The following is an 18,329-nucleotide window of genomic DNA, read 5'->3' on the forward strand; positions in this document are numbered from 1 at the left end:
CCCAGGACGGGCTGCGACCGACGCTGAAGACAGCAACGGGCGGAGCGGTGTCAGTGGGCTGCGCTACGTTCGTCTTCCCCTCCGTGCGAGGGGCGCTGCTCTGCCCGGCCTATACGACAGGCCGGGCAGAGCAGGTGGCGCGATTCCCTCATTTTCGGCACGAGGGCGCACCGTTCTTCCGGATGGAAGGACCGACACCGAGGTGTCCTCTCCCATGGGACGACGTACGAGACCGGTTTGCAAGGAAAACCGGGAACTTCACCCCCAGGACATGCCCGGTGTGCTGGACGTGCCCCGGAGTGGTCCGTTTCGCGCTCGTGACTGACCGTCCGCGATTTCTAATGTTCCGTAATTTCATGATCACGTCGCGTTATCGATGGGAGCGGGTCCATGCTGAGGATCCGTCAGCGGCGGCTCGGCACCCGTTCGTTGACGGAGATCCCTTCATGGCGCGGTGGCACTTCCGGATGCCGCGCCTGGCCGACTCCCGATACCGAGGATGGGTGATGAGCAGGAAACAGATAGCGGCGGCAATGATGCTGGCGCTCGTAGCGGTGCTGGCATGGAGCCTGATGATGGCGGCGATGGGCCACGCGGCCCTGATCGCCGGACTGGCCCCGGTCCTCGGACTGACCGTCACCCAGGTCCTGGGCGGCTACCGCGCCCGGACCACGCCGACCACCGGACGCCGGGTTGCGGCGGCGCCCGACGACGAGGACGGCACCCTGTGACGACGCTCCCCGCACCGGGACCGGCCTCCGGGCCGGCCCCGGTCCGTCCCGGCCGCAAGCTCGGACCCATCGCCCCCACCGTCGGTTCCACCCACGCCGCGTGGCTGGAGCCGACCCGCGACCGCTACCTCGCCAGCGGCTACACCCTGGCCGAACTCAGCCTCCACGTCGTCCTTGCCAAGTCGAAGCTCTCCGAGCTCCTGCGCGGAGTGGGGCACTACCCGCGCTGGGAAGTCATGCACCGCGTCGCTGCCGTCCTGGACATCCCCAGCTGGCCGCTGTACCGGCTGTGGCAGCAGGCCGCCCTGGACGTGGGCAAGAACAGCGACTGGATCGACCGCTCCGGCGAAGGCGGACCCGCTGTCACTACCGCCGGCTCCGGCCGCCCGCCCCTGGCCCACGGTGCCCTGCGCGCCACCGTCGAAGACGGCTACATCCGCTATGCCGACGTCTTCCTTACCGGCGACGCCCGCGACCAGGTGGTGGAGGACACCTTCGCAATCCTCTGGCTCAGCTTCGACGAGGCCCTCGCCAGCCCCGATATCCGCCGCTACGCCTGGAACCTCCTGCGCGCCACGGTCAAGGCCAGCGCTGCTCACCGCGACGACCGCCCGCTGCTCGCGCAGAGCGCCTTCGACACCCTCGCCCTCCGCGAGGAGACGGACCCCGAGGCACAGACAGACCAGCTGGCGGAGAGCATCGAGCTCTTCCTCGCGATCAGCAGGCTGCCCGACAACCACATGGACGTCATGGTGCTGCGACACCTGTGCGGCTTCCGCATCCGGGAGACCTCCGAACTCCTCGGAGTACCGATCGCCGCCGTACGGTCCGACGAACGCCATGCCCGACGCTTCATCACCGAGACCACCGAGCTGCACCTGACCGAAGGACCCACCCCATGACCACACTGGACGCCGTCCTCTCCCGGGCACGGCTCGCCTCCAACCGCACCGTTCCGCGTGACACCGTTCCCACCCGAGACACGAACCGGCGAGGGGAGATCACTCCGCGGCAGACGGCCGGGTCGGCGGCCGACGACCTGCGCGCGCTGTGCGAGACCGTGGTGCGGCACACCCCGGCCACCGCCGTTGGCGAGTTCGTCACCGACCAGATCCCCGCACCCCGCGCCGCCCTGGTCCTGGCCTGCGTACTCCAGCTCAGCGACACCGACGACGGCGCCCGCTTCTGGTGGCAGTACGCCGCAGGCGCCGGACAACCTGCCGCCGCCTACTGCCTCTATCTCCACCACCTCGCCCTCGGCGAGACTCACGTCGCCAGCTGGTGGCACACCCAGACCGACGAGGCCGGCACCTGCAAACCCGTACCGCGCGCCCCCGCGGCGCGCACCGAGATCCGCTGCGCCGACGATCCCGGCCTCCCCGCCCTTCTGCGGGACGGTGAAGGCGTCTCGACCACCACCCTGCTGCGTGTCCTGAGGCAGCTGGCCCGGCACGTCACCCGTCAGCGCTCCTCCGTCGTCCTGGAGCTGATGGCCTACATGCCCGTCGCCGTGGCCAGCGGCTACCTGCGCGAACCCGACAGCGAGATCCCGCTGCCGGGACCGAACTTCGCCCACCAGGTCCGCGATCGACTGAACACAGCCCACCGCTCTCTTCGCCCCAGCGGCCTTCCGCCCCGCTCGCAGTCCCGTCCCCGGCCACGGCCAGGCGACCACCACCAGTGGCGGCGCGACCGCCACGCAGACGAGGCCGCAACCCGCTGAGCCGATCCGCCGCGGCACCCCAGGGTGCCGCGGCCGGTACCCCGGGGACGACGGCCAGAGGCGACGTTAAGGGACTCGGTGCTCTACGTTCCCGCCCGGTCGGTCCCGCGACCGCGTCTCCAACCTGGAGACCGGCGGGGCCGGGCGGAAAGGAACCATCGCCATGACCTTCATCGAGCCCGGCCTGTACATCCGCGACGGCTTCGCCTATTCCGGCGACACGCCCTGACCCCGGCCGCCGGTCCCGGCGCCCGGGGTGCCCTCGGTCAGATGGGCGGCGGTGTTCTCGATCCACAGCAGCGTCCACTCGACCCCGGCCCGCCACCCGGGTTCCGCGTTGTCGTAGCGTCCTTCGGCGTCGGCGCGGATGTTCGCGGCCAGGGCGCGCAGGTCCTTCTGCAGTCCCTGCCGCTTGGCCGCGCCCATGGCCTGGATCATCTCGTCGGTGACGTCACCGGGGCGCAGTGCGCCCATCGCCCCACCTTGGACGACGTCCCCGCTGATGGCCATATCTCCAGGGCGCTGACCTGTGAGGTGCGGTGGCGATAGCGTCCTGCCTCATGACCACCACCGACACGATCGCGGCCCTGGCTCTGGCCGTCGCGGTCGTCGCTGCCGTTGCCGCCATCGGCTCCTGGAAAGCCGCGCGCAACTCCAACGGGGCCGCGCAGACCCTGTCCCGGATCGAGCAGCAGCGCCTGCACGCCGACCTCACCCCGCACTTCCGCTGCACGATCGTGGCCAACGAGGCCCGCTCCACCGCCATGCTGCGGGTCCACCTCGAAGGACCGCCCGGCCTGCTGTCCCACGGCGCCATCGAGATCACCGCGTCCCTGCGCAACGACAACCCGCACCGGGGCGATGGCCCCCGGCTCGCGGGCACCCCGTCTCCCGAAGAGGTCCGTGCCCACATCTGGGGGCCGTGGAAGTTCAGCGCGGACGGCCGCGACGGCACCGGCCGCACGGTCGCCCCGCAGCAGCTCGCGATCGGCGAGTGGACGCGCTACGGCCTGACTCCCACCACGCCGCCGTTGTGGTCGGCGAGCAACGCGGACGGCTGGCGTGGCGACTACGCGAACGAGCCGGTACGCCTGAGCATCACCGCCAGGTCCAAGGGCAGCGAGTGGACCGTGCCGCTGGAAGTCCCGGTCACCACCGAGGCCGATTCTTGAGCACGGCGGGTCAGGAGACGGTGATCGGCTCTCGCCCGGGTGATGGCGGACTGCCCGCTGTGCCCGGTCGCCGACGGCGCAACGGCGCGAGCATCGAGTCGGCGGCGGAAGGAACTTCGCCGAACGCCCGCCGCCGACGCGCCGGGAGGGAAGACTGCGGGCATGGAGAGCTTCTTCGCGAGGGTGGAACCCTTCTGGCCGGCGGGACGACGTGACCTTCACTGGCACGTCCTGCCCACCCTGGACGAGGCCGTAGCCCTTGCCGCGCCGTACGCCGGGATCACCGGGCCCGGGCTGGAGCCCGTTTCGCCGGACGGGATGCACTGCACGCTCCTTCACGCGATCGGGGCGGCCCGCGACGACGTCGACATCGAGTCGCTCCTCCGCGATGTCCGCAGGACCGCCCGCTCGCTGGTCCCGGTCACCCTGACGTTCGACCGGCCTGCGGTCGGCGCGCTCGCCATCGAGGTCAGCGGATGGCCCGGTGCGCCCTTCTCCGCCCTCGTCGACATGGTCACCGCGGCGACGGACCGCACGGGCGCCGCCTTCAAGCCCGGGCGTAGCCGGTACCCCCACATCTCCCTCGGCTACACCACGAGCGGCGCCGCCTCACTGGACGTGGTCGCTCTCCGGGCCGACCTCGCCTCGATCGACGGCCCCTTGTCCGTCACTGTGCTCGCCGACCGGATCCACCTAGAGCGTGTCTCTCTAGTCGACTGGCCAGTTGATCGGGTGTGTCTGTTCGGTTGGTAGTCACTGACGCGATGTGGGCCCGGATCGAGCCGCTGATGCCCGCCGATCCGGTTCGCGGACGGCCGTGGGCCGACCACCGCCGCACTCTTGAAGCCATCGTGTGGAAGTACCGCACTGGCTCACCCTGGCGGGACTTGCCGGACGAACTCGGCTCGTTCCAGACCGCTCACAAGCGCCTGTCCAGATGGGCCAAGGACGGCACTTGGGAACGGATCCTCTCTGCGACCCTGGCAGCGGCCGACGACGGCGACGATATCGGCTGGACGGTGTCAGTGGATTCCACTGTTTGTCGGGCTCATCAGCATGCAGCGGGAGCAAGGAAAAGGGGGCACCAGGCCCGGCCGAGCCTGATGATCACGGACTCGGACGCTCCCGCGGCGGCCTGAGTACGAAGGTGCACGTTGCGAGCGACAGCCACGCTCGCCCGCTGGCCTTCCACATCACCGCAGGTCAGTCGGGTGATGCGCCTGCGTTCGAAGCGGTGCTGGCAGGCATCCGTGTCCCCCGGCACAGGCAGGGAAGGCCCAGGGTCCGGCCGGATGCTGTGCTGGCGGACCGCGCGTATTCATCCCGCGCGATCCGCAGCTATCTCCGTCGGCGCGGTATTCGTGCTGTCATTCCGCAACCGTCCGATCAGGTGGGTCACCGTCTGCGGCGGGGCCGCTCAGGGGGCCGACCGCCCGCGTTCGACGCCGAGGCGTACAAGCAGCGCAACGCCGTCGAGCGGTGCATCGCCCGGCTCAAGCAGTGGCGTGGCCTGGCGATAAGAACGGACAAGCTGGCCCTTGTCTACCTGGCCGCACTCCACTTGGCCGCCATCCTCATCTGGGCCCGGCGATAGTTCCCGACTCCAACGGTCGCCGCTGGCGCTCTCAGGTCACGTGAGGCTTATGACAGGGACCTTTGAGGGGTTCCCGTATGTGAGTACCCTCTTCAAACCCGTCCGGAGTTCACTGATGTCTACGCCTGGGGCGATCCCCAGAGTTATGGCCTGGGACGGCAGTTCCAACTCCTCCGCTGACTTGCTCCGGAACTGGAGGATGAGCCGGCCTGGAAGCAGGGTTGCCTCTTCAAGGCCGCCGTAGTCAACGCCGTCACCCTCCGACACGATGCAGTAACTGTCCAGTTCGAGATCTATCTCCTGCTGCCCAGGCTCCTCGATCATGCGCTGCAGATCGAAGTACCGGGCGTCCTCGCTGTCACCCTCGGAGATGAACACGGTGAAGGTCTGTCCAGGAACAGACTCCCCGGACTCCAGGTGCCGGATAGTCCAGTAAGGAACGCTCGGTTCGGCCATCTGTCAGTTCTCCATCCTTGGAGCTCCTCGCCGTGGAGGGGCGCCTGAGGCTCTAACTTCGGCAAGGTTGGCGATGAACCCTCCTTGATGACGAGCATGACGATCTCATGGCCGAATCTAAGAGACAGGCCCCTAGTCGAGCAGTGGCACGACGGCCGGCGTATCCAGTGGAGCCCGATTGCCGAGATCCCCCTGGGGGTGGGCGCGTGACGTTTCCCGGCGCTCGCCCGATCCACGGCGACACCGTCCACATCTCCGTCGGTACGACCCTGCTGGTCTTCACCGGCAGCATCACCTGCCAAGGAGTCCTCGAAGGCGGCCGCGGCTTTGTCGAGCTGACGCTCTCCGACGCCGACCCCGAGCAACGCCGCCTCCTGGAGCGCTCCACGAGCTACCAGTGGGACCTGCGTCGGGACGGCGGCATCCTCTATTCCTCGCCCCGCCTGGCCCTGCACTCCACCAGGAGGTCGGGCAACGGATCACTGGTGGTGAAGGGCTCTCCGACCTCCGCCCCCGAACAGGAGCCCACGCAGCTGCGATGAGGGCAGCGGGCCGCCCGCCGGTGCTGTTCGTCTTCGCCCCGGTCCGGCGCCGCGCGGCCCCGGACACGCGCGAGGCCGCCTTCCATGAGCGGGCCGGCCGGGTGGGGAGCGTGGGGAGCGTGGGCTACCGGCTCACCGTGGCGACCACGACCCTGCCCCGGCTGACGGAGCGCGGCGCGGGCAGGGCGGTGTGGCGGGTCGTCGGCAACGGCCGCAGTGAGGAACGCCGGACGCTGGCCGCGCTGCCGAAGGCACGGTGAGCACGGCAGGCCCGGCCTTTACCCCTGCCGGTCCTCCGGCCATCGGGACCGCGCTGTCAGTGGTGGCTGGAAGGCTGGTCGGATGAAGGCCGACGACGAGCAGGCGCACTCTTCTAGCTCTCGGTGGCGGGCAGACATGATCCAGAGGAGGGGGTAGGGCGTGGCGACGTACAGCGCTGACTACTTGAAGCGGTTGTGGGCCGCTGTGGAGCGGTTCGAGGAGGTCTTCGGGCGTTGGATGGAGACCCAGGAGGAGTCGGACCACGTCCAAACGCGCGGGCTGTTCCCCACGGTCCGGCCCAAGGACGGGCAGGACCGGGCGGCGATACGCCAGCTCGAGCTGGACGTGGCGGAGGCTGCGGGGGCCGCTGCCCGGGCGGTCACGGTTACTGGGGCGCAGATCGCCGTGGCCGGGGTCGGGGTCCTTGACCCGATCGAGAACTGGTCGTTGATGTCGGCCCCCAAGGCGCTCTTCACGCCCCAGGAGGTCCGCACCACGGCGGCCCGGGTCCGGGGCCGTCTGAGCATGATGGTCAGCGAGGCTGAAGCAGCGGCGGAGTCAGCGACGCCAGGATTCGCCCCTTCCGAACTCCATGAGGTCATCTGGACGGCGGCGGCCGCCCACTGGACGACCCACCAGTACCGGGTCGCGGTGCGCGAGGCATCGGAGGCGCTGACCGTGCACTGGAAGGAACGCTTGGGCCGCAACGACGTGACCGACACCTCGTTCTGGCAGCAGACCCTCTCCGCGGGCGACCCAGAACCCGGCAAGCCCAAGCTCGCCTGGCCAGGCCCGGCGGAAGATCAGACTGCCAAGAGCATGCGTGGAGGGCTGGCGCCGTTGGCTGGCGCGCTCAACAACCTCGCGACCGGACTGAACCTCACGGTCAGGAACGTCGCAACGCACACCCGCGATGAGCTCACTGAACAGGAAGGGATGGAGCGACTCGCGGCGTACAGCTACTTCGCCCGCCTGCTCGATCAGTGCGAGATCCGTCGGAGCGAGGAGGTGGGCACCTGACCCGGCCTTCGCTGGCCACGCCCACCTCCTATGAGCCGGACGGCGCCCCCGCTCGGCTCATAGGCTCTCGGCATGACGATGACACCGGCTGAAATCGAAGCGCAGACGAACACCCTGGAGCTCCTCAACAACGAGGTGGCTTCGCGTCTGGCGCGGCAGTCGGAATCGCTGGCGAAGATCGACACCAAGGCAGTTTTCCTCATCGGTTTCGCTGCGACCGCCGCGCAGTTCCTAGCGACGCACCAGCGCCACGAGGTCCTCGCCTACTGCGCCTTCGCCGCGTACGCCATCGCCTTGGTCACGGGTGTGCTGACGTTCCGGGTAGCGGAGCACAAGGATCTGGAGCCCCGCCCGATGCTGGCGGCACACGTTGGGTCCCCCAAGGGGCGGGTCCTGGCTGAGCTGGCGGCGTCCCGGGCGGTCATCTTCGAGAAGAACAAGGAACGTCACCAGGAGAAGGCCCGGCACTGGGCGGTCAGCCTCTGGTCGCTGGGCGCAGGCCTTTGCCTGTCGACTGTCGCACTGCTGCTGCACACTTGAGGACCATGAGCAACGAACCGAACCAGGGGAGCGGCCAGCCCGACCCCGCGCCCACCACGCCCGCCCCGGCGCCTCAGCCGGACTTCGTCGACACCTTCGCCAACCAGGCGCTGATCGGCACCGACAAGAAGAGCGACACCAACCCCACCTTCACCACGGCGGTGCGGCCGCAGGGGAACACCGAGACCCGCTGAGACAGCACCTCAAGATCGTCGGGCCTGGACCTCCACAAGGAGGCCCGGGCCCGACGCGTGACCGGCAGTTCCGGTCTGCCGCTGTCAGAGCAGGCGGGTGATGTGCTGTTCCCACCGGTGCCGCCAGTCGCCGTGCTCGTCCTCACCAGGGGCCGGAACGGTTTCCAGCTCCTCGGGCAGGGGGCGTAGTGCGTTCATCGCCCCACCTTGGACGATCGACCCTGCTGGTGGCCAACCTCAAGGGCGGTGGGCTGCGGCGCAGCCGGTCCGGTGGCCGGCCGGAGTTCGGTGATGAGCCTTTCCGCCAGCTCCGCTCCGAGGCGACGCCCGCCCGCGATGTAGGCGCGGGCGCGCTTGTGTGTCTCGGTGGGCCAGGCCATCAACGACATAAGGTGATCGAGGACGACGCTGGCGGTCGTGAACGGGTCGGCGAGCAGCGGGACGGCGACGTCGCCGGGGCGGGTGAGCTGGAGCGGCTCTTCCCGGACGCGCACCACCGTCCAGGCCGGGCGGCTGCGCTCTATGGCCTCGGCCTTGAGCCGGTCGCGTTTCTCTGCGTCGCGGTGCCAGTACGAGCCGTCGAACTCCACGACCACGGCCTGGCCGTGGTCTGCGGGGAAGAGCATGTCGAGCCGGTAGCGACCGCTCGGTGTCTGCAGCGGGTACTGCTGCTCCCCGCCGGTGAGGACGAGTTCGAGTTCGGCGAACAGCTCCGTCTCCTGCCGGGAGACGTTGGTCCGCTTCCGGCAGCGGGGGCAGCCCTGCCTGCCCATGAACACGTGCGCCACCTGGGCCGACCATGGTTCATGGCCGGTCGGGCACAGCCACCAGACCGGTACATTGGCCCCGGCGGTCACCTCCGCCGGGGTGAGGGTGCTGTTCAGGGTCGGGTGCCACTGGGCTGCGATGTCGGGGCTTTCGCTTGCCAGGTCCTTGTAGCGCACCCGACCGGAACAGGTGGGGCACGCGGCCACGTCGCGGACGCGGTGGAAGACCTTGGCCCGGAACTCGCCGGCGCACACGGCGCACTTCCACCAGACCAGGCGCTGTGAACCAGCGGTGACAGCACCGGCCGCCAGCGGGGCGTTGCGCGCCGGGTGCCATTCCGCCGCCAGATCCGGCCGCGCATCGGGCAGGACGGGAGCACGCTTCTTCCTCGCACAGGCCGGACAGCCCGACCCGGCGACGGCCCGGTGACTCACCTTCGCCTCCCAGCGGTGGCCACGAGGGCACCGCCATCCGATCCGTGCGCGGGAGTTGACCAGCAACTCCGCCACGTCGGCCGGTGCGGTGTCGGGGTCCACCTGCGCGAACAGCTCCGGCATGTCGGCCAGGAGCCCGGCCGGGGCGTCGCGGCCGGCCCTGGCACACGTCGGGCAACCGGTGCCGCGGCTGCGGTTGGATATTCGCGCCTGGTACTCGTGCCCGGCCGGACAGCGCCACCAGACCTTGCGGTGCGAGGCGGGCCCGAACTGGTCCGGCGAGGCGTCGTTGCGCGGGTGCCACTCGGCTACCAGGCCGGGCGAGTGCTCGCTGAGGGTGGCCCGGCCGCGCGGCACGTACCCCGCGCACCGGGGGCAGCCGGTTCCGGCGACGCGGGAGTGGACCTGGGCTTGCCAGACGTGGCCCGCGTCGCACTGCCAGAACGCGGACTTGTGGGAGCCGGGACCGATCTGCTTCAGGTCCAGTTCGGTGTTCAGTTCCTGATGCCACTGGGCGGCGATGGCCGGGTGCTCGGTGACCAGGAAACGCGTGCGACGTGTCATGTGCACGCACCGTAGGGCGCGGCACTGACATGCCTTTGCCGCGGTCACCGCGCTGCCGCCCCGTGTATGTCCACAGATCCGCAGCTCAGGGCTCGCCACTCGCCAGAACTTATGCACAGGCCAACGCTTTTACGGTCGGTGTCCGGTTCCGGGTGTGAGGTGCCGGGACGCACACCGAAAGGGCACCGTCATGGCACGGACGAAGTTCGACAAGCAGGTGGATGAGTCCGCCGACACCTTCGCGCGCGGGATCGCCCGGATGCTGGCCGGCCGGGACCTGGACGGGGTCCGTCGTACGGACGCGACGTTCTGGCGGCCGGGTGCCCGGGTGCTGCCGAAGGTGGAGGGCAAGGTCCGCCGCCGCTCCTACAAGCCCGGGTGGCGCCGGTTGTCTTTCCGGCTGGCCCTCGGTGGCGGGGTTGCGGAGAGCGGCTACCTGACCACCCGGGACCTGGACGCCACCCGCGAGACCCTGACCGAGCTGTGGGAGAACCGGGAAGCGGCGCTCGCCGCTCTGGAGCCCGCCGGGATCGGTGCGGCCTCCGTCCTCACGGTGGGCACAGCGACGTACATGGTCCTGACCCGCGAGCGCCGGGAGCTGATGCGCGAGTGGGTGGGTCCGCTGCACGAGGCCCTGTACCAGCCGCTGGGTCTGGCGGAGCAGACCGACCCGCGCCGCTACCTCCACGTCCCGAAGAACTTCACCGACGACGACGCACAGATACGCATCGACCTGCCCACCCGGCTCGGGTTCTCCCGCGACGTGGTGGCCGACCTCATCACCCAGAAACTCGCCCTCCAGGGCGTGACGTTCTCCTGGCACCCGGAGGGCCGCAAGCCGTATGTGCTGGTGAAGAAGACCCGCAAGCCCCCGGCCATATCCCTCTTCAAGGACCCCAAGACGCGGGACCTGGTCGCCAAGGCCAAGGAGTCCGCCCCGATCATCGGGTTCGGAGCCGGCGGGCGGATCGTGTCCGTCGACCTGGACGCCGAATCCCCGCACATCCTCGTCAACGCCTCCACGGGCGGGGGGAAGTCGGTGATCCTGCGGTGCATCGCTTGCCAGATGCTCCACCACGGCAGCCGGGTCTTCGTCCTGGATACCAAGCGGATCTCCCACCCCTGGGCCCGCGGCTTGCCCGGTGTCACCTACTGCGCCGACGTCGCCGACATCCACGACCAGCTCATCGCCCTCGGACTGGAAGGCCGGCGCCGTACGCGGGTCGCCGACGACCTCGGTATCGGCGCCGATCCGAAGGACATCGGCCCGCGGCTGTTGATCCTTCTCGAAGAGGTCAACGCGACGATGAAGCAGCTGGCCCGCTACTGGGAGAAGATCCGCGAGTCCGGCGACCCGAAGGTCTCCCCGGCCCTCGATGCCCTCAACGAGATCCTCTACATGGGCCGCCAGCTGCGCATGCACGTCCTCCTGGTCGCGCAGTCCGCGACCGCCCGCGCCCTCGGGGGCCCGGAGGTCCGCGAGCAGTTCTCCACCCGCATCCTGGCCCGCTACAGCGTCAACGCCTGGCGGATGCTCGCCCCTGAGGTCCACCCGGCGCCGAAGTCCACCAAGCACCAGGGGCGCGCCCAGGTCGTCAGCGGCGGCAGCGCCACCGAGACGCAGGTGCTGTTCTTCACCGAAGCCGAAGCCCACGAGTGGGCCAGCACCGGCAAGACGGCAGCGGCCGAACCGCAGCACCCGGGCATCCCCGAACAACCGGGCCCGCCCGTGCTCCACCAACCCGGTCCGCCCGCCGACTCCCCGGCCGACCCCTGGAGCGACCACGCCCAGCCGCCCGCCGCCGTCGACCCCACCCCGGCCGTAGCCGCCACCCCGGCCGTCGACGGGCCCGCCGCCACCCCGGCGACGTCGCCGGCGGATCCGGCACCCGATGACGACGACCAGGCGGTGGGACTGCGCCAGGCCGCCGAGCACCACCTGCCCGGCATCACCCTGGCCGCCCTGCGCTTCGCCCGCGCCAACGACCCCGCCTTCCCCACCTCGGCCGCCAAGCGCGGCACCGAACTCCTCTACAGCGTCCGCGACCTCAAGAAGTGGGCCCGCAACCGGCCCCGCGCGCCCACCGGCACCACCGACCTCGACTGATCCCCGGACAACGGCGGGTCAGAAATCCGACCCGCCTGCGAATCCGGACCTGTCCGCCTTCACCGACACGATCCCCCTGACCCCGGAAGAACACCCAGTTCCCGGCACCACACAGAACAGGAACACCCCGCCATGAAGAAGACCGTCGTCACCATGCTCAGCTTCGCCGACCCGGACCTGCGCGCGCAGATAGAGGCCATGCCCGAGGGAACCGCCCTCATCGGCATCAGCACCACCGGGCAGGCCATCGCCGTCGACCTGAACGGCGAATCCCCGCACGTCCTGGTCTGCACCGCCAGCGGCGGCGGCAGCACCACCATGCTGCGCTCCCTGACCGCGCAGTTCCTCCACCAGGGCGCCCACGCCCTGGTCCTGGACCCGAAGCGCATCTCCCACCTGTGGGCGAAGGCCCTGCCCACTGTCACCCACCGCGGCAACATCGCCGGCATCCACGACGCCCTCCTCGGACTCGCCACCGAACTACACCGCCGCCTCGACCTCGACGGCGACCTGGACACCGTGCCCCGCCTGATCGTCGCGGTCGACGAAGCCAACACCACGCTGCGCCGCCTCGCCCGCTACTGGGAGACCTTCCGGCAGAAGGACGACCCGAAGACGTCGCCGGCCATCGCCACCCTCGAAGAGGCGCTCTGGGTCGGGCGCGCGGCCCGCGTCCACGTCATCTTCGACGGACGCCCCCAGTCCACCGTCCTCAGGGACGCGGCCCGCGAGCTGTTCGCCACGGTGATCCTGGCACGGTTCACGGCCGACACCTGGCAGGTCCTCGCCCCGGCCGCCGGCCCCGCCCCCAAGCAGCGCCACCCCCAGCAGGGCCACTTCCACGTCATCCAGCACGGCGATGCCAACGAGACACAGGCGATCAGGATGACCGACGCCGACGTCGTCACCTGGCTCACCGACCCGGAGGACCCCGAGAACTGACCCCAAGCTCGGCCGCCGACGAGGGGGTGCCCGCCCGCATGGTGGGCACCCCCTCGGCGCCCCGGTAAACGGAGGGCCAGATGTCGGACCCGCTCCGTACCCTTGGAAGAGGTACCTGAGACAGGAGGGCGACATGGCCCAGAGCTCCAGCAGTCAGCGACGCGCGATCGAGAAGCACGTCAAGGGGATCGCCAAGGAATATGAGCGTGCTGCCAAGCGGAACCCGATCCGCGTGCCGGTCAAGACGACGGCATCTACTGAAGGTGGGGCCGTGCCCGGTCGTGACACAGGCGAAGGCGACCCGGTTCTCGACCGTCTCCTGGCGTGGCTGGATGCCCGGGCCCGACAGAACCCCTCGCACTACATCAATGTCGCCGACTTCGTCGAAGAGCAGCAGCTGCACGACGAGGACGCGGCTGTACTCGCCTTCGAGCTGGAACAGCGTGACCTCGTCAAGGTCTCGCGCAACTGGGGCGGTGAGGCACCCGACGTCCATCTCACCGACGCAGGCCGCGCCGCGATCCACCGCCTGAAGAAGCTGCGCCTGGACCGCGCCGCCCGCCTCCGCTACACCATGGACGCCTTCCACCGGTGGCTGTTCGACACTGCGGGCGACGAGAAGCCCATCAACCCGGTGCTGTTCCTCGCCACGCCCGCCGCCTACTTCGCCGGATCCGAGATCACCGGCACCGAGCTGCACGAAGCGCTTGCCCACCTGTCCCAGCACCAGCTGATCAACCACATCGACACCGAACCCCCCACCGTCGCCATCACACCCCAGGGCGTCAGCTGCGCTCTGACCGGAGGAAGCGTGCAGGACCACGTGAACCAGCCCCGCCCCGGCACCACCTACAACACCTACCTGCCGAACGCCAAGGGCGTCATCATCGGCGAGCAGCAGCACTTCACGCAGAACAACACCGACGGCGTCGACCCCACGCTGTTCGTCCAGCTTGCCGGGTACGTCGGCCAGGTCAGCCCGATCCTGGGCCTGCCCGACGATGATCGTGTGGAGCTGGAGCGCGTCGCCCAGAATCTCCACACCGAGGCGACCTCCGCCAGCCCCGAGCCGGGCCGCCTGCGTCAGTTCGCCACCCAGCTCAAGGACAAGCTCCTGGAGGGCGCCACCACTATGGCGGCAACGCAGGGAATTCAGATGGCCGAGCAGGCCCTCGAAGCCCTCATGTAGTAGTCGCTTCCCGCACCACCACGGGCACCGGGGGGCAGCCATGACATCCCCGGGGGCCCGGCTGGTACGCGCTCATCGACGACCGCACGGCTCGGGCGCCATGCGACGACCGGCGACACGGCCTGACCCGGGCAGGGGGAGTGGACCGCCGAACCTGATGTACACCAGAACCATGAACACCATCCAGGAAGTGTTCTGCGTGCGATGCGGCAGCGCAGACACCCGAGTTACCCGCCTTGCCCCCACCAGCGCGGAAGGCACCTGCTTGCGCTGCGACAAGCCCTTCCACGCCACCCCGTGCCAGAACTGCGGAGGCTTCCGCATCGACGGCTCCTTCGGCGTCTCCGGCACACGATTCGAGAACCTCCCCGAAACGGTGCGGTGCTGGGACTGCCCCCACCCCAACCCGCTGCGCGACCCCGGCCCGGAGGAGACGGCGGGCGCACGGTGACCTGAGAGGCAGCACATCGGTTAGCCCGGCGTGACGATCACGCACCTGCCCGCCGGGCCCACCGACGATGTCCCCTACGAGCCGTGGGACGGCGAGGACGAAGCCCTCGCCGCGGCCGCAGCAGCCGGCCGCCGCGCTGCGGCCTGGATCCGCTCCCTGCCCACGGGACCGGCTCCCAGCCCGGTCGGCTCCTGGCTCCGTGAGGACCTGCCCGAATCGATCGAGAGGGCGACGTTCTGCCTGGACCCGCAGGACTGCGACCGCATGGACCCCGGCGGCGTGATGGTCGACGGCACGGGCGGCCTCGATGCGGAGACCCGCAGCAAGCTGGTGTTCGTGCCATGTGCGGTCCAGGACGCCCCGTGGCTCACCCCGGACCAGCAGATCCGGCTCGTAGCGGTGGCCTCCCTGGTCACCGGGGCGGCACGACTCCTCGCGGAAGACCCGGGCACCGCCATCACGACCGGCGAACTGTCGCGGATGTGGGCCCTGGTGGACCACGCCACCGTCTGACCCGACAACCGCCGAGCCGTGCTGTTCACCAACAGCACGGCTCCGACATCACGACGTCGTCGCCAGCTCTGGTACTTCGAGCGCCTCGGCCACCTTGCGCGCCATCGCGGCCACCTGCGGCGGCAGGTAGCTGTCCAGCGAGTCGATGTCCTCGCTCAGCCGCGCGCGCAGCCCGTGCAGGCACGCCTCGGTGAACAGTTTCATCGGGTCGTACTCCGGTCGCAGAGCTTCTTCCGCCTCGACTTGCCCCTTGTGGTGCCTGTCCCGGTTCGCCGGCGCCCTCATTTCCTCGTACGACAGTGCCTCACCCGCCAGGCCGGCCGCATACGCACGGTCCTCTTCCGAGGGCGCAGCGGACCGCAGTTCCTGCTGAGTGACCTGGAGGTAGCCCTCCAGTGTGTTGGTCGACATGCCCGTGCGCTGGCAGTGCGCGGCGATCAGCATGGCGGCCATGTTCATGGTGTCCGCAGCGTCGGTGGACCGGTACAGCGTCATTCGCTTCCAGTCGTGCGCGACGAAGGGCTCCGTGTAGGTGAGCACGTCCTGGCAGTTCGAGACCGCCTCAGCAACCAGCTGGTGGACCGCCCGGCGCAGCGGCTCGGGCATCGGGGTGGATTCCATGACCGACGGTAGAGGGGCCGCAGAACGGATCACTACGACCGATGGGCTCGCTCACTCGGACGGACCAAGCCTCCCGACGCCGGATGCCCGACAGGGCAGGCGCCCTTGACGCCGGTCGCGGCCCTGGGGGACGGTCTGCGCAACTACGCGCAACCGACTCGAGAGGGGAGTACGTGATGACGCTACGGTTCGTCGGGATCGACCCCAACACCGGCGGCGAGGGATCACCGACGGTGTGGGTGGAAGAGGAGAGCGCGGACCTGGTCCTCCAGGGCGAGGAAGCCGACGCCCTCCTCAAGTCCCTGGTCGGCTCCACCGAGTGGGTCGACGGCCACAAGACGGGGATCCCGCCGCACGAGCGAGTGATCCGGATTCCGTTCCGCATGGTGCAGATCTTGAGGGAGGCGTGCGATGCCGCTGAACGCGCAAGCGCTGAACACCGCGACGTTCGCTGAGCTGCTCGCCGACACCCACCACACGGCGGTCCACCTGGAGATGCGCGACCTGTACGCCGTCGGCGACGAAACCGAGGACTTCGAGACCTTCCTGCGGACCGGCGTCCCGAACCTCGACCCGGCCCGCTCGTTCTGGCCCCAATGGATGCCACTCGTCAAGGACGCGGTCGCCCGCGGCGTGGTGATGCGCCGCGCCCGGATTGTCTCCGAGCCGGTCACCGACTACATCCGCTACGAGCACGCCATCACCCCGCTCAACCTCCAGGCCGGGGAGGACGTGCGCTGGCTGTCCCGCCGCCACGCGAGCGACATCGCGCTGCCCGGCAACGACTTCTGGCTCCTGGATGACCGGCTCGTGCAGTTCCACCACTTCACCGGCACCGGGGCCTGGGCGGCCGACGGCAAGGAGCGCACTACCGATCCAGCCGCCGTCGCGCTGTGCCGCACCGCCTTCGAGACCGTGTGGGAGCGCGGCGTCCCGCACGAAAAGTACACCGTCCAAACCCACTGAGTAGAGCACCGTGAGCGCATCCCCATCATCCAGCGCACAGTCGGCCCGCGAGGCGCTCGCCGTGCGGCTCATGTACCTGCGACAGGACGCCGGTCTCACCGGGAAGGAACTCTCCGCCCGGTGCGGCTGGCACCCCGCGAAGACCACCCGCATCCAGAAAGGCGCGGCCGCGCCCTCGGACGCGGACATCCGTACCTGGTGCGCGGCGTGCGGCGCGGACGACCAGGCCGACGATCTCATCGCCACCGCCCGCGCCGTCGACTCGATGTACATGGAGTGGCGCCGCCTGCACCAGGGCGGCATGCGCCAGGTCCAAGAGGACTGGTACGCCCTCCACGAACAGACCCACCACTGCCGCGTCTACCTCTCCAACGTGCCGCCCGGATTCCTCCAGACCCCGGCGTTCGCGACCGCCCTCATGAACCAGATCACCGTCTTCCAGGGCACGCCGAACGACGTCGCCGAAGCGGTCGCCGCCCGCGTCGCCCGCTCCCGCTTCCTCTACGAAGGCGGCCACCGCTACGTCGTCCTCCTCGAGGAGTCAGTCCTGCGCTTCCGCACGGCCGACCCTGAAGCGATGCGCGGGCAGCTGCGCCACCTCCTGGCCGTCATGCCGCTCGCCTCCCTCTCGCTGGGGATCATCCCGTTCACCGCGCAGCGCACCGTGTGGCCGCTGGAAGCGTTCTACGTCCACGACGACACCATGGCCGTGGTGGAGACCCTGACCGCGGAGATCAAGGTGACCCAGCCCCGCGAGCTCGCCGACTACGCGCGGGCGTTCGCCGGCCTCGCGGAGATGGCCGTCTACGGCGACGCCGCCCGCACCCTCATCCGGGCCGCGATCGACGCCCTGGAGTGAACATGCCGCAATTTCCCGCAATCTCGTTGAGGACCAATCCGCCTTCTCCGTAGCGTCGAACGACATTGACGCACCCAGCAACAGAAGGCGGTGCCCATGCGCGCACCCACACCCGCCGGCCCCGATCCGGAAGGCCCCGGCCTCCAACGCCCCGGCTTCGGCCGGCCTTCCCCGGCCCTGCTGGCACGCGCCGACCGCGGCTACGCCCGCTTCCTCGCCCCCACTACCCCGGCCGCCCCCGACGACGGCGACCAAGACGACGCAGCGAGGCAGAGATGAGCGACACCCACACCGAGCTCCATGGCCCCCACGGCCTGGCCGACGCTTACCTCCCGCTGGAACGCGCACCGTACGAAGCGCTCGTCACTGCCGTCCTTGCGTGGAAGAACCCCGACCTCACCCCACGCGACTACGAGCAGATCGTGCTCCAACTGACCGGCCACGCCCACGCTCTTGCCGCCGACGTCCTCCGCCACGCCTCTGCCCTGCCGAAGAACGACGGCCGCGGTGCCCTCGCGGAAGTCATCCTCCGCGAAGCCGCCGGACACCTGGCACAACCGATACGCGGCACCGCGCACTGCGCCCAGAACCGCGCCCGGCTCGTACGGGGCCTCTACACGCGGCTGGACCGCCTCACCGAACCTGCCCCAGCCACCACGTAGTCCGCCAGAGGGCACGGGTC

At 69.8% G+C, this 18,329-nt stretch carries 25 protein-coding genes; 21 read left to right on the top strand and 4 right to left on the bottom strand.

What is annotated here, in order from left to right; genetic code table 11:
* The first annotated feature begins 506 nt into the window (after positions 1-506).
* From ACH4KB_RS34590 to ACH4KB_RS34600, 3 genes are read left to right on the top strand one after another with little or no spacing between them, the layout of a single operon-like run.
* On the top strand, positions 507-731 hold the full coding sequence (locus tag ACH4KB_RS34590; protein WP_032769849.1) for a hypothetical protein: 225 nt from the start codon (positions 507-509) through the stop codon (positions 729-731).
* Positions 728-1,633 (top strand): sigma-70 family RNA polymerase sigma factor, encoded by a 906-nt coding sequence (locus ACH4KB_RS34595; protein ID WP_398070509.1) that lies wholly within the window; start codon positions 728-730, stop codon positions 1,631-1,633. Before ACH4KB_RS34590 ends, ACH4KB_RS34595 begins: the two co-directional genes overlap by 4 nt.
* The gene (locus tag ACH4KB_RS34600) at positions 1,630-2,454 is read left to right on the top strand and encodes a hypothetical protein (protein ID WP_398070511.1); all 825 of its coding nucleotides are present in this window, start codon (positions 1,630-1,632) and stop codon (positions 2,452-2,454) included. Before ACH4KB_RS34595 ends, ACH4KB_RS34600 begins: the two co-directional genes overlap by 4 nt.
* 207 nt (positions 2,455-2,661) lie before the next feature.
* Here the strand turns inward: ACH4KB_RS34600 and ACH4KB_RS34605 are convergent, their stop codons facing one another.
* A complete protein-coding gene (locus tag ACH4KB_RS34605; RefSeq protein ID WP_398070512.1) occupies positions 2,662-2,928 on the bottom strand; it encodes a hypothetical protein in 267 nt (88 codons plus the stop codon).
* Between the two features lie 86 nt (positions 2,929-3,014).
* Between ACH4KB_RS34605 and ACH4KB_RS34610 the strand changes: the two genes are divergently transcribed.
* From ACH4KB_RS34610 to ACH4KB_RS34620, 3 genes are all read left to right on the top strand, one after another.
* Complete coding sequence (locus tag ACH4KB_RS34610) at positions 3,015-3,626, top strand: hypothetical protein (RefSeq protein ID WP_398070513.1); 612 nt, start codon at positions 3,015-3,017, stop codon at positions 3,624-3,626.
* Between the two features lie 162 nt (positions 3,627-3,788).
* Entirely contained in the window at positions 3,789-4,379 is a 591-nt protein-coding gene (locus ACH4KB_RS34615) for a 2'-5' RNA ligase family protein (protein WP_398070514.1), read from the top strand.
* Positions 4,361-5,220 (top strand): IS5 family transposase gene (locus ACH4KB_RS34620; protein WP_398070516.1). Its coding sequence is split into 2 segments (ribosomal slippage): positions 4,361-4,712 and positions 4,712-5,220, totalling 861 coding nucleotides; the frame shifts between segments, so codons are not numbered across the junction. Before ACH4KB_RS34615 ends, ACH4KB_RS34620 begins: the two co-directional genes overlap by 19 nt.
* 36 nt (positions 5,221-5,256) lie before the next feature.
* Here ACH4KB_RS34620 and ACH4KB_RS34625 read toward each other — a convergent pair.
* Positions 5,257-5,676, bottom strand: coding sequence for an Imm10 family immunity protein (locus tag ACH4KB_RS34625; protein WP_398070518.1), 420 nt, complete (start codon positions 5,674-5,676; stop codon positions 5,257-5,259).
* Positions 5,677-5,882: 206 nt separating this feature from the next.
* Between ACH4KB_RS34625 and ACH4KB_RS34630 the strand changes: the two genes are divergently transcribed.
* The 5 genes from ACH4KB_RS34630 to ACH4KB_RS34650 all read left to right on the top strand — a co-directional run bounded on the left by ACH4KB_RS34630 (position 5,883) and on the right by ACH4KB_RS34650 (position 8,233).
* Positions 5,883-6,218 (top strand): hypothetical protein, encoded by a 336-nt coding sequence (locus ACH4KB_RS34630; RefSeq protein ID WP_398070520.1) that lies wholly within the window; start codon positions 5,883-5,885, stop codon positions 6,216-6,218.
* Entirely contained in the window at positions 6,215-6,478 is a 264-nt protein-coding gene (locus ACH4KB_RS34635; RefSeq protein WP_398070521.1) for a hypothetical protein, read from the top strand. Before ACH4KB_RS34630 ends, ACH4KB_RS34635 begins: the two co-directional genes overlap by 4 nt.
* A 160-nt stretch (positions 6,479-6,638) precedes the next feature.
* A complete protein-coding gene (locus tag ACH4KB_RS34640) occupies positions 6,639-7,499 on the top strand; it encodes a TIGR02391 family protein (RefSeq protein ID WP_398070523.1) in 861 nt (286 codons plus the stop codon).
* A gap of 72 nt (positions 7,500-7,571) precedes the next feature.
* Positions 7,572-8,039 (top strand): hypothetical protein, encoded by a 468-nt coding sequence (locus ACH4KB_RS34645; protein WP_398070525.1) that lies wholly within the window; start codon positions 7,572-7,574, stop codon positions 8,037-8,039.
* A gap of 5 nt (positions 8,040-8,044) precedes the next feature.
* Positions 8,045-8,233 carry a hypothetical protein gene (locus ACH4KB_RS34650; RefSeq protein WP_228183897.1) on the top strand — a complete coding sequence of 63 codons (189 nt, stop codon included), beginning with the start codon at positions 8,045-8,047 and terminating at the stop codon, positions 8,231-8,233.
* A 194-nt stretch (positions 8,234-8,427) separates the two neighbouring features.
* Here ACH4KB_RS34650 and ACH4KB_RS34655 read toward each other — a convergent pair whose 3' ends face one another.
* Complete coding sequence (locus tag ACH4KB_RS34655; RefSeq protein WP_398070527.1) at positions 8,428-9,999, bottom strand: zinc-ribbon domain-containing protein; 1,572 nt, start codon at positions 9,997-9,999, stop codon at positions 8,428-8,430.
* Between the two features lie 190 nt (positions 10,000-10,189).
* Between ACH4KB_RS34655 and ACH4KB_RS34660 the strand changes: the two genes are divergently transcribed.
* From ACH4KB_RS34660 to ACH4KB_RS34680, 5 genes are all read left to right on the top strand, one after another.
* On the top strand, positions 10,190-12,106 hold the full coding sequence (locus ACH4KB_RS34660) for a pRL2-11 (protein ID WP_398070529.1): 1,917 nt from the start codon (positions 10,190-10,192) through the stop codon (positions 12,104-12,106).
* A 132-nt stretch (positions 12,107-12,238) separates the two neighbouring features.
* Positions 12,239-13,048 (top strand): hypothetical protein, encoded by an 810-nt coding sequence (locus ACH4KB_RS34665; RefSeq protein ID WP_398070531.1) that lies wholly within the window; start codon positions 12,239-12,241, stop codon positions 13,046-13,048.
* A 133-nt stretch (positions 13,049-13,181) separates the two neighbouring features.
* Positions 13,182-14,237: a hypothetical protein gene (locus ACH4KB_RS34670; protein WP_398070532.1), complete on the top strand. Its 1,056-nt coding sequence runs from the start codon at positions 13,182-13,184 to the stop codon at positions 14,235-14,237.
* 172 nt (positions 14,238-14,409) lie between these two features.
* On the top strand, positions 14,410-14,688 hold the full coding sequence (locus ACH4KB_RS34675) for a hypothetical protein (protein ID WP_398070534.1): 279 nt from the start codon (positions 14,410-14,412) through the stop codon (positions 14,686-14,688).
* A 30-nt stretch (positions 14,689-14,718) separates the two neighbouring features.
* Positions 14,719-15,201 (top strand): hypothetical protein, encoded by a 483-nt coding sequence (locus ACH4KB_RS34680; RefSeq protein ID WP_398070536.1) that lies wholly within the window; start codon positions 14,719-14,721, stop codon positions 15,199-15,201.
* A gap of 48 nt (positions 15,202-15,249) precedes the next feature.
* Here the strand turns inward: ACH4KB_RS34680 and ACH4KB_RS34685 are convergent, their stop codons facing one another.
* Complete coding sequence (locus ACH4KB_RS34685; RefSeq protein WP_398070538.1) at positions 15,250-15,822, bottom strand: hypothetical protein; 573 nt, start codon at positions 15,820-15,822, stop codon at positions 15,250-15,252.
* Positions 15,823-15,998: 176 nt separating this feature from the next.
* Here ACH4KB_RS34685 and ACH4KB_RS34690 point away from each other — a divergent pair, with 176 nt between their 5' ends.
* From ACH4KB_RS34690 to ACH4KB_RS34710, 5 genes are all read left to right on the top strand, one after another.
* On the top strand, positions 15,999-16,277 hold the full coding sequence (locus ACH4KB_RS34690; RefSeq protein WP_398070539.1) for a hypothetical protein: 279 nt from the start codon (positions 15,999-16,001) through the stop codon (positions 16,275-16,277).
* Positions 16,234-16,788 carry a DUF6879 family protein gene (locus ACH4KB_RS34695; protein WP_398070541.1) on the top strand — a complete coding sequence of 185 codons (555 nt, stop codon included), beginning with the start codon at positions 16,234-16,236 and terminating at the stop codon, positions 16,786-16,788. The genes ACH4KB_RS34690 and ACH4KB_RS34695 overlap by 44 nt, the downstream gene beginning before the upstream one ends.
* A gap of 10 nt (positions 16,789-16,798) precedes the next feature.
* The gene (locus ACH4KB_RS34700; RefSeq protein WP_398070542.1) at positions 16,799-17,647 is read left to right on the top strand and encodes a helix-turn-helix domain-containing protein; all 849 of its coding nucleotides are present in this window, start codon (positions 16,799-16,801) and stop codon (positions 17,645-17,647) included.
* Between the two features lie 96 nt (positions 17,648-17,743).
* Positions 17,744-17,926 (top strand): hypothetical protein, encoded by a 183-nt coding sequence (locus ACH4KB_RS34705; protein WP_329359674.1) that lies wholly within the window; start codon positions 17,744-17,746, stop codon positions 17,924-17,926.
* Positions 17,923-18,309: a DUF6415 family natural product biosynthesis protein gene (locus ACH4KB_RS34710; protein WP_398070544.1), complete on the top strand. Its 387-nt coding sequence runs from the start codon at positions 17,923-17,925 to the stop codon at positions 18,307-18,309. The genes ACH4KB_RS34705 and ACH4KB_RS34710 overlap by 4 nt, the downstream gene beginning before the upstream one ends.
* Positions 18,310-18,329: the final 20 nt, after the last annotated feature.

Origin of the sequence: Streptomyces sp. NPDC017520 (genome assembly GCF_044329855.1) — a bacterium.
Classification (GTDB): domain Bacteria; phylum Actinomycetota; class Actinomycetes; order Streptomycetales; family Streptomycetaceae; genus Streptomyces.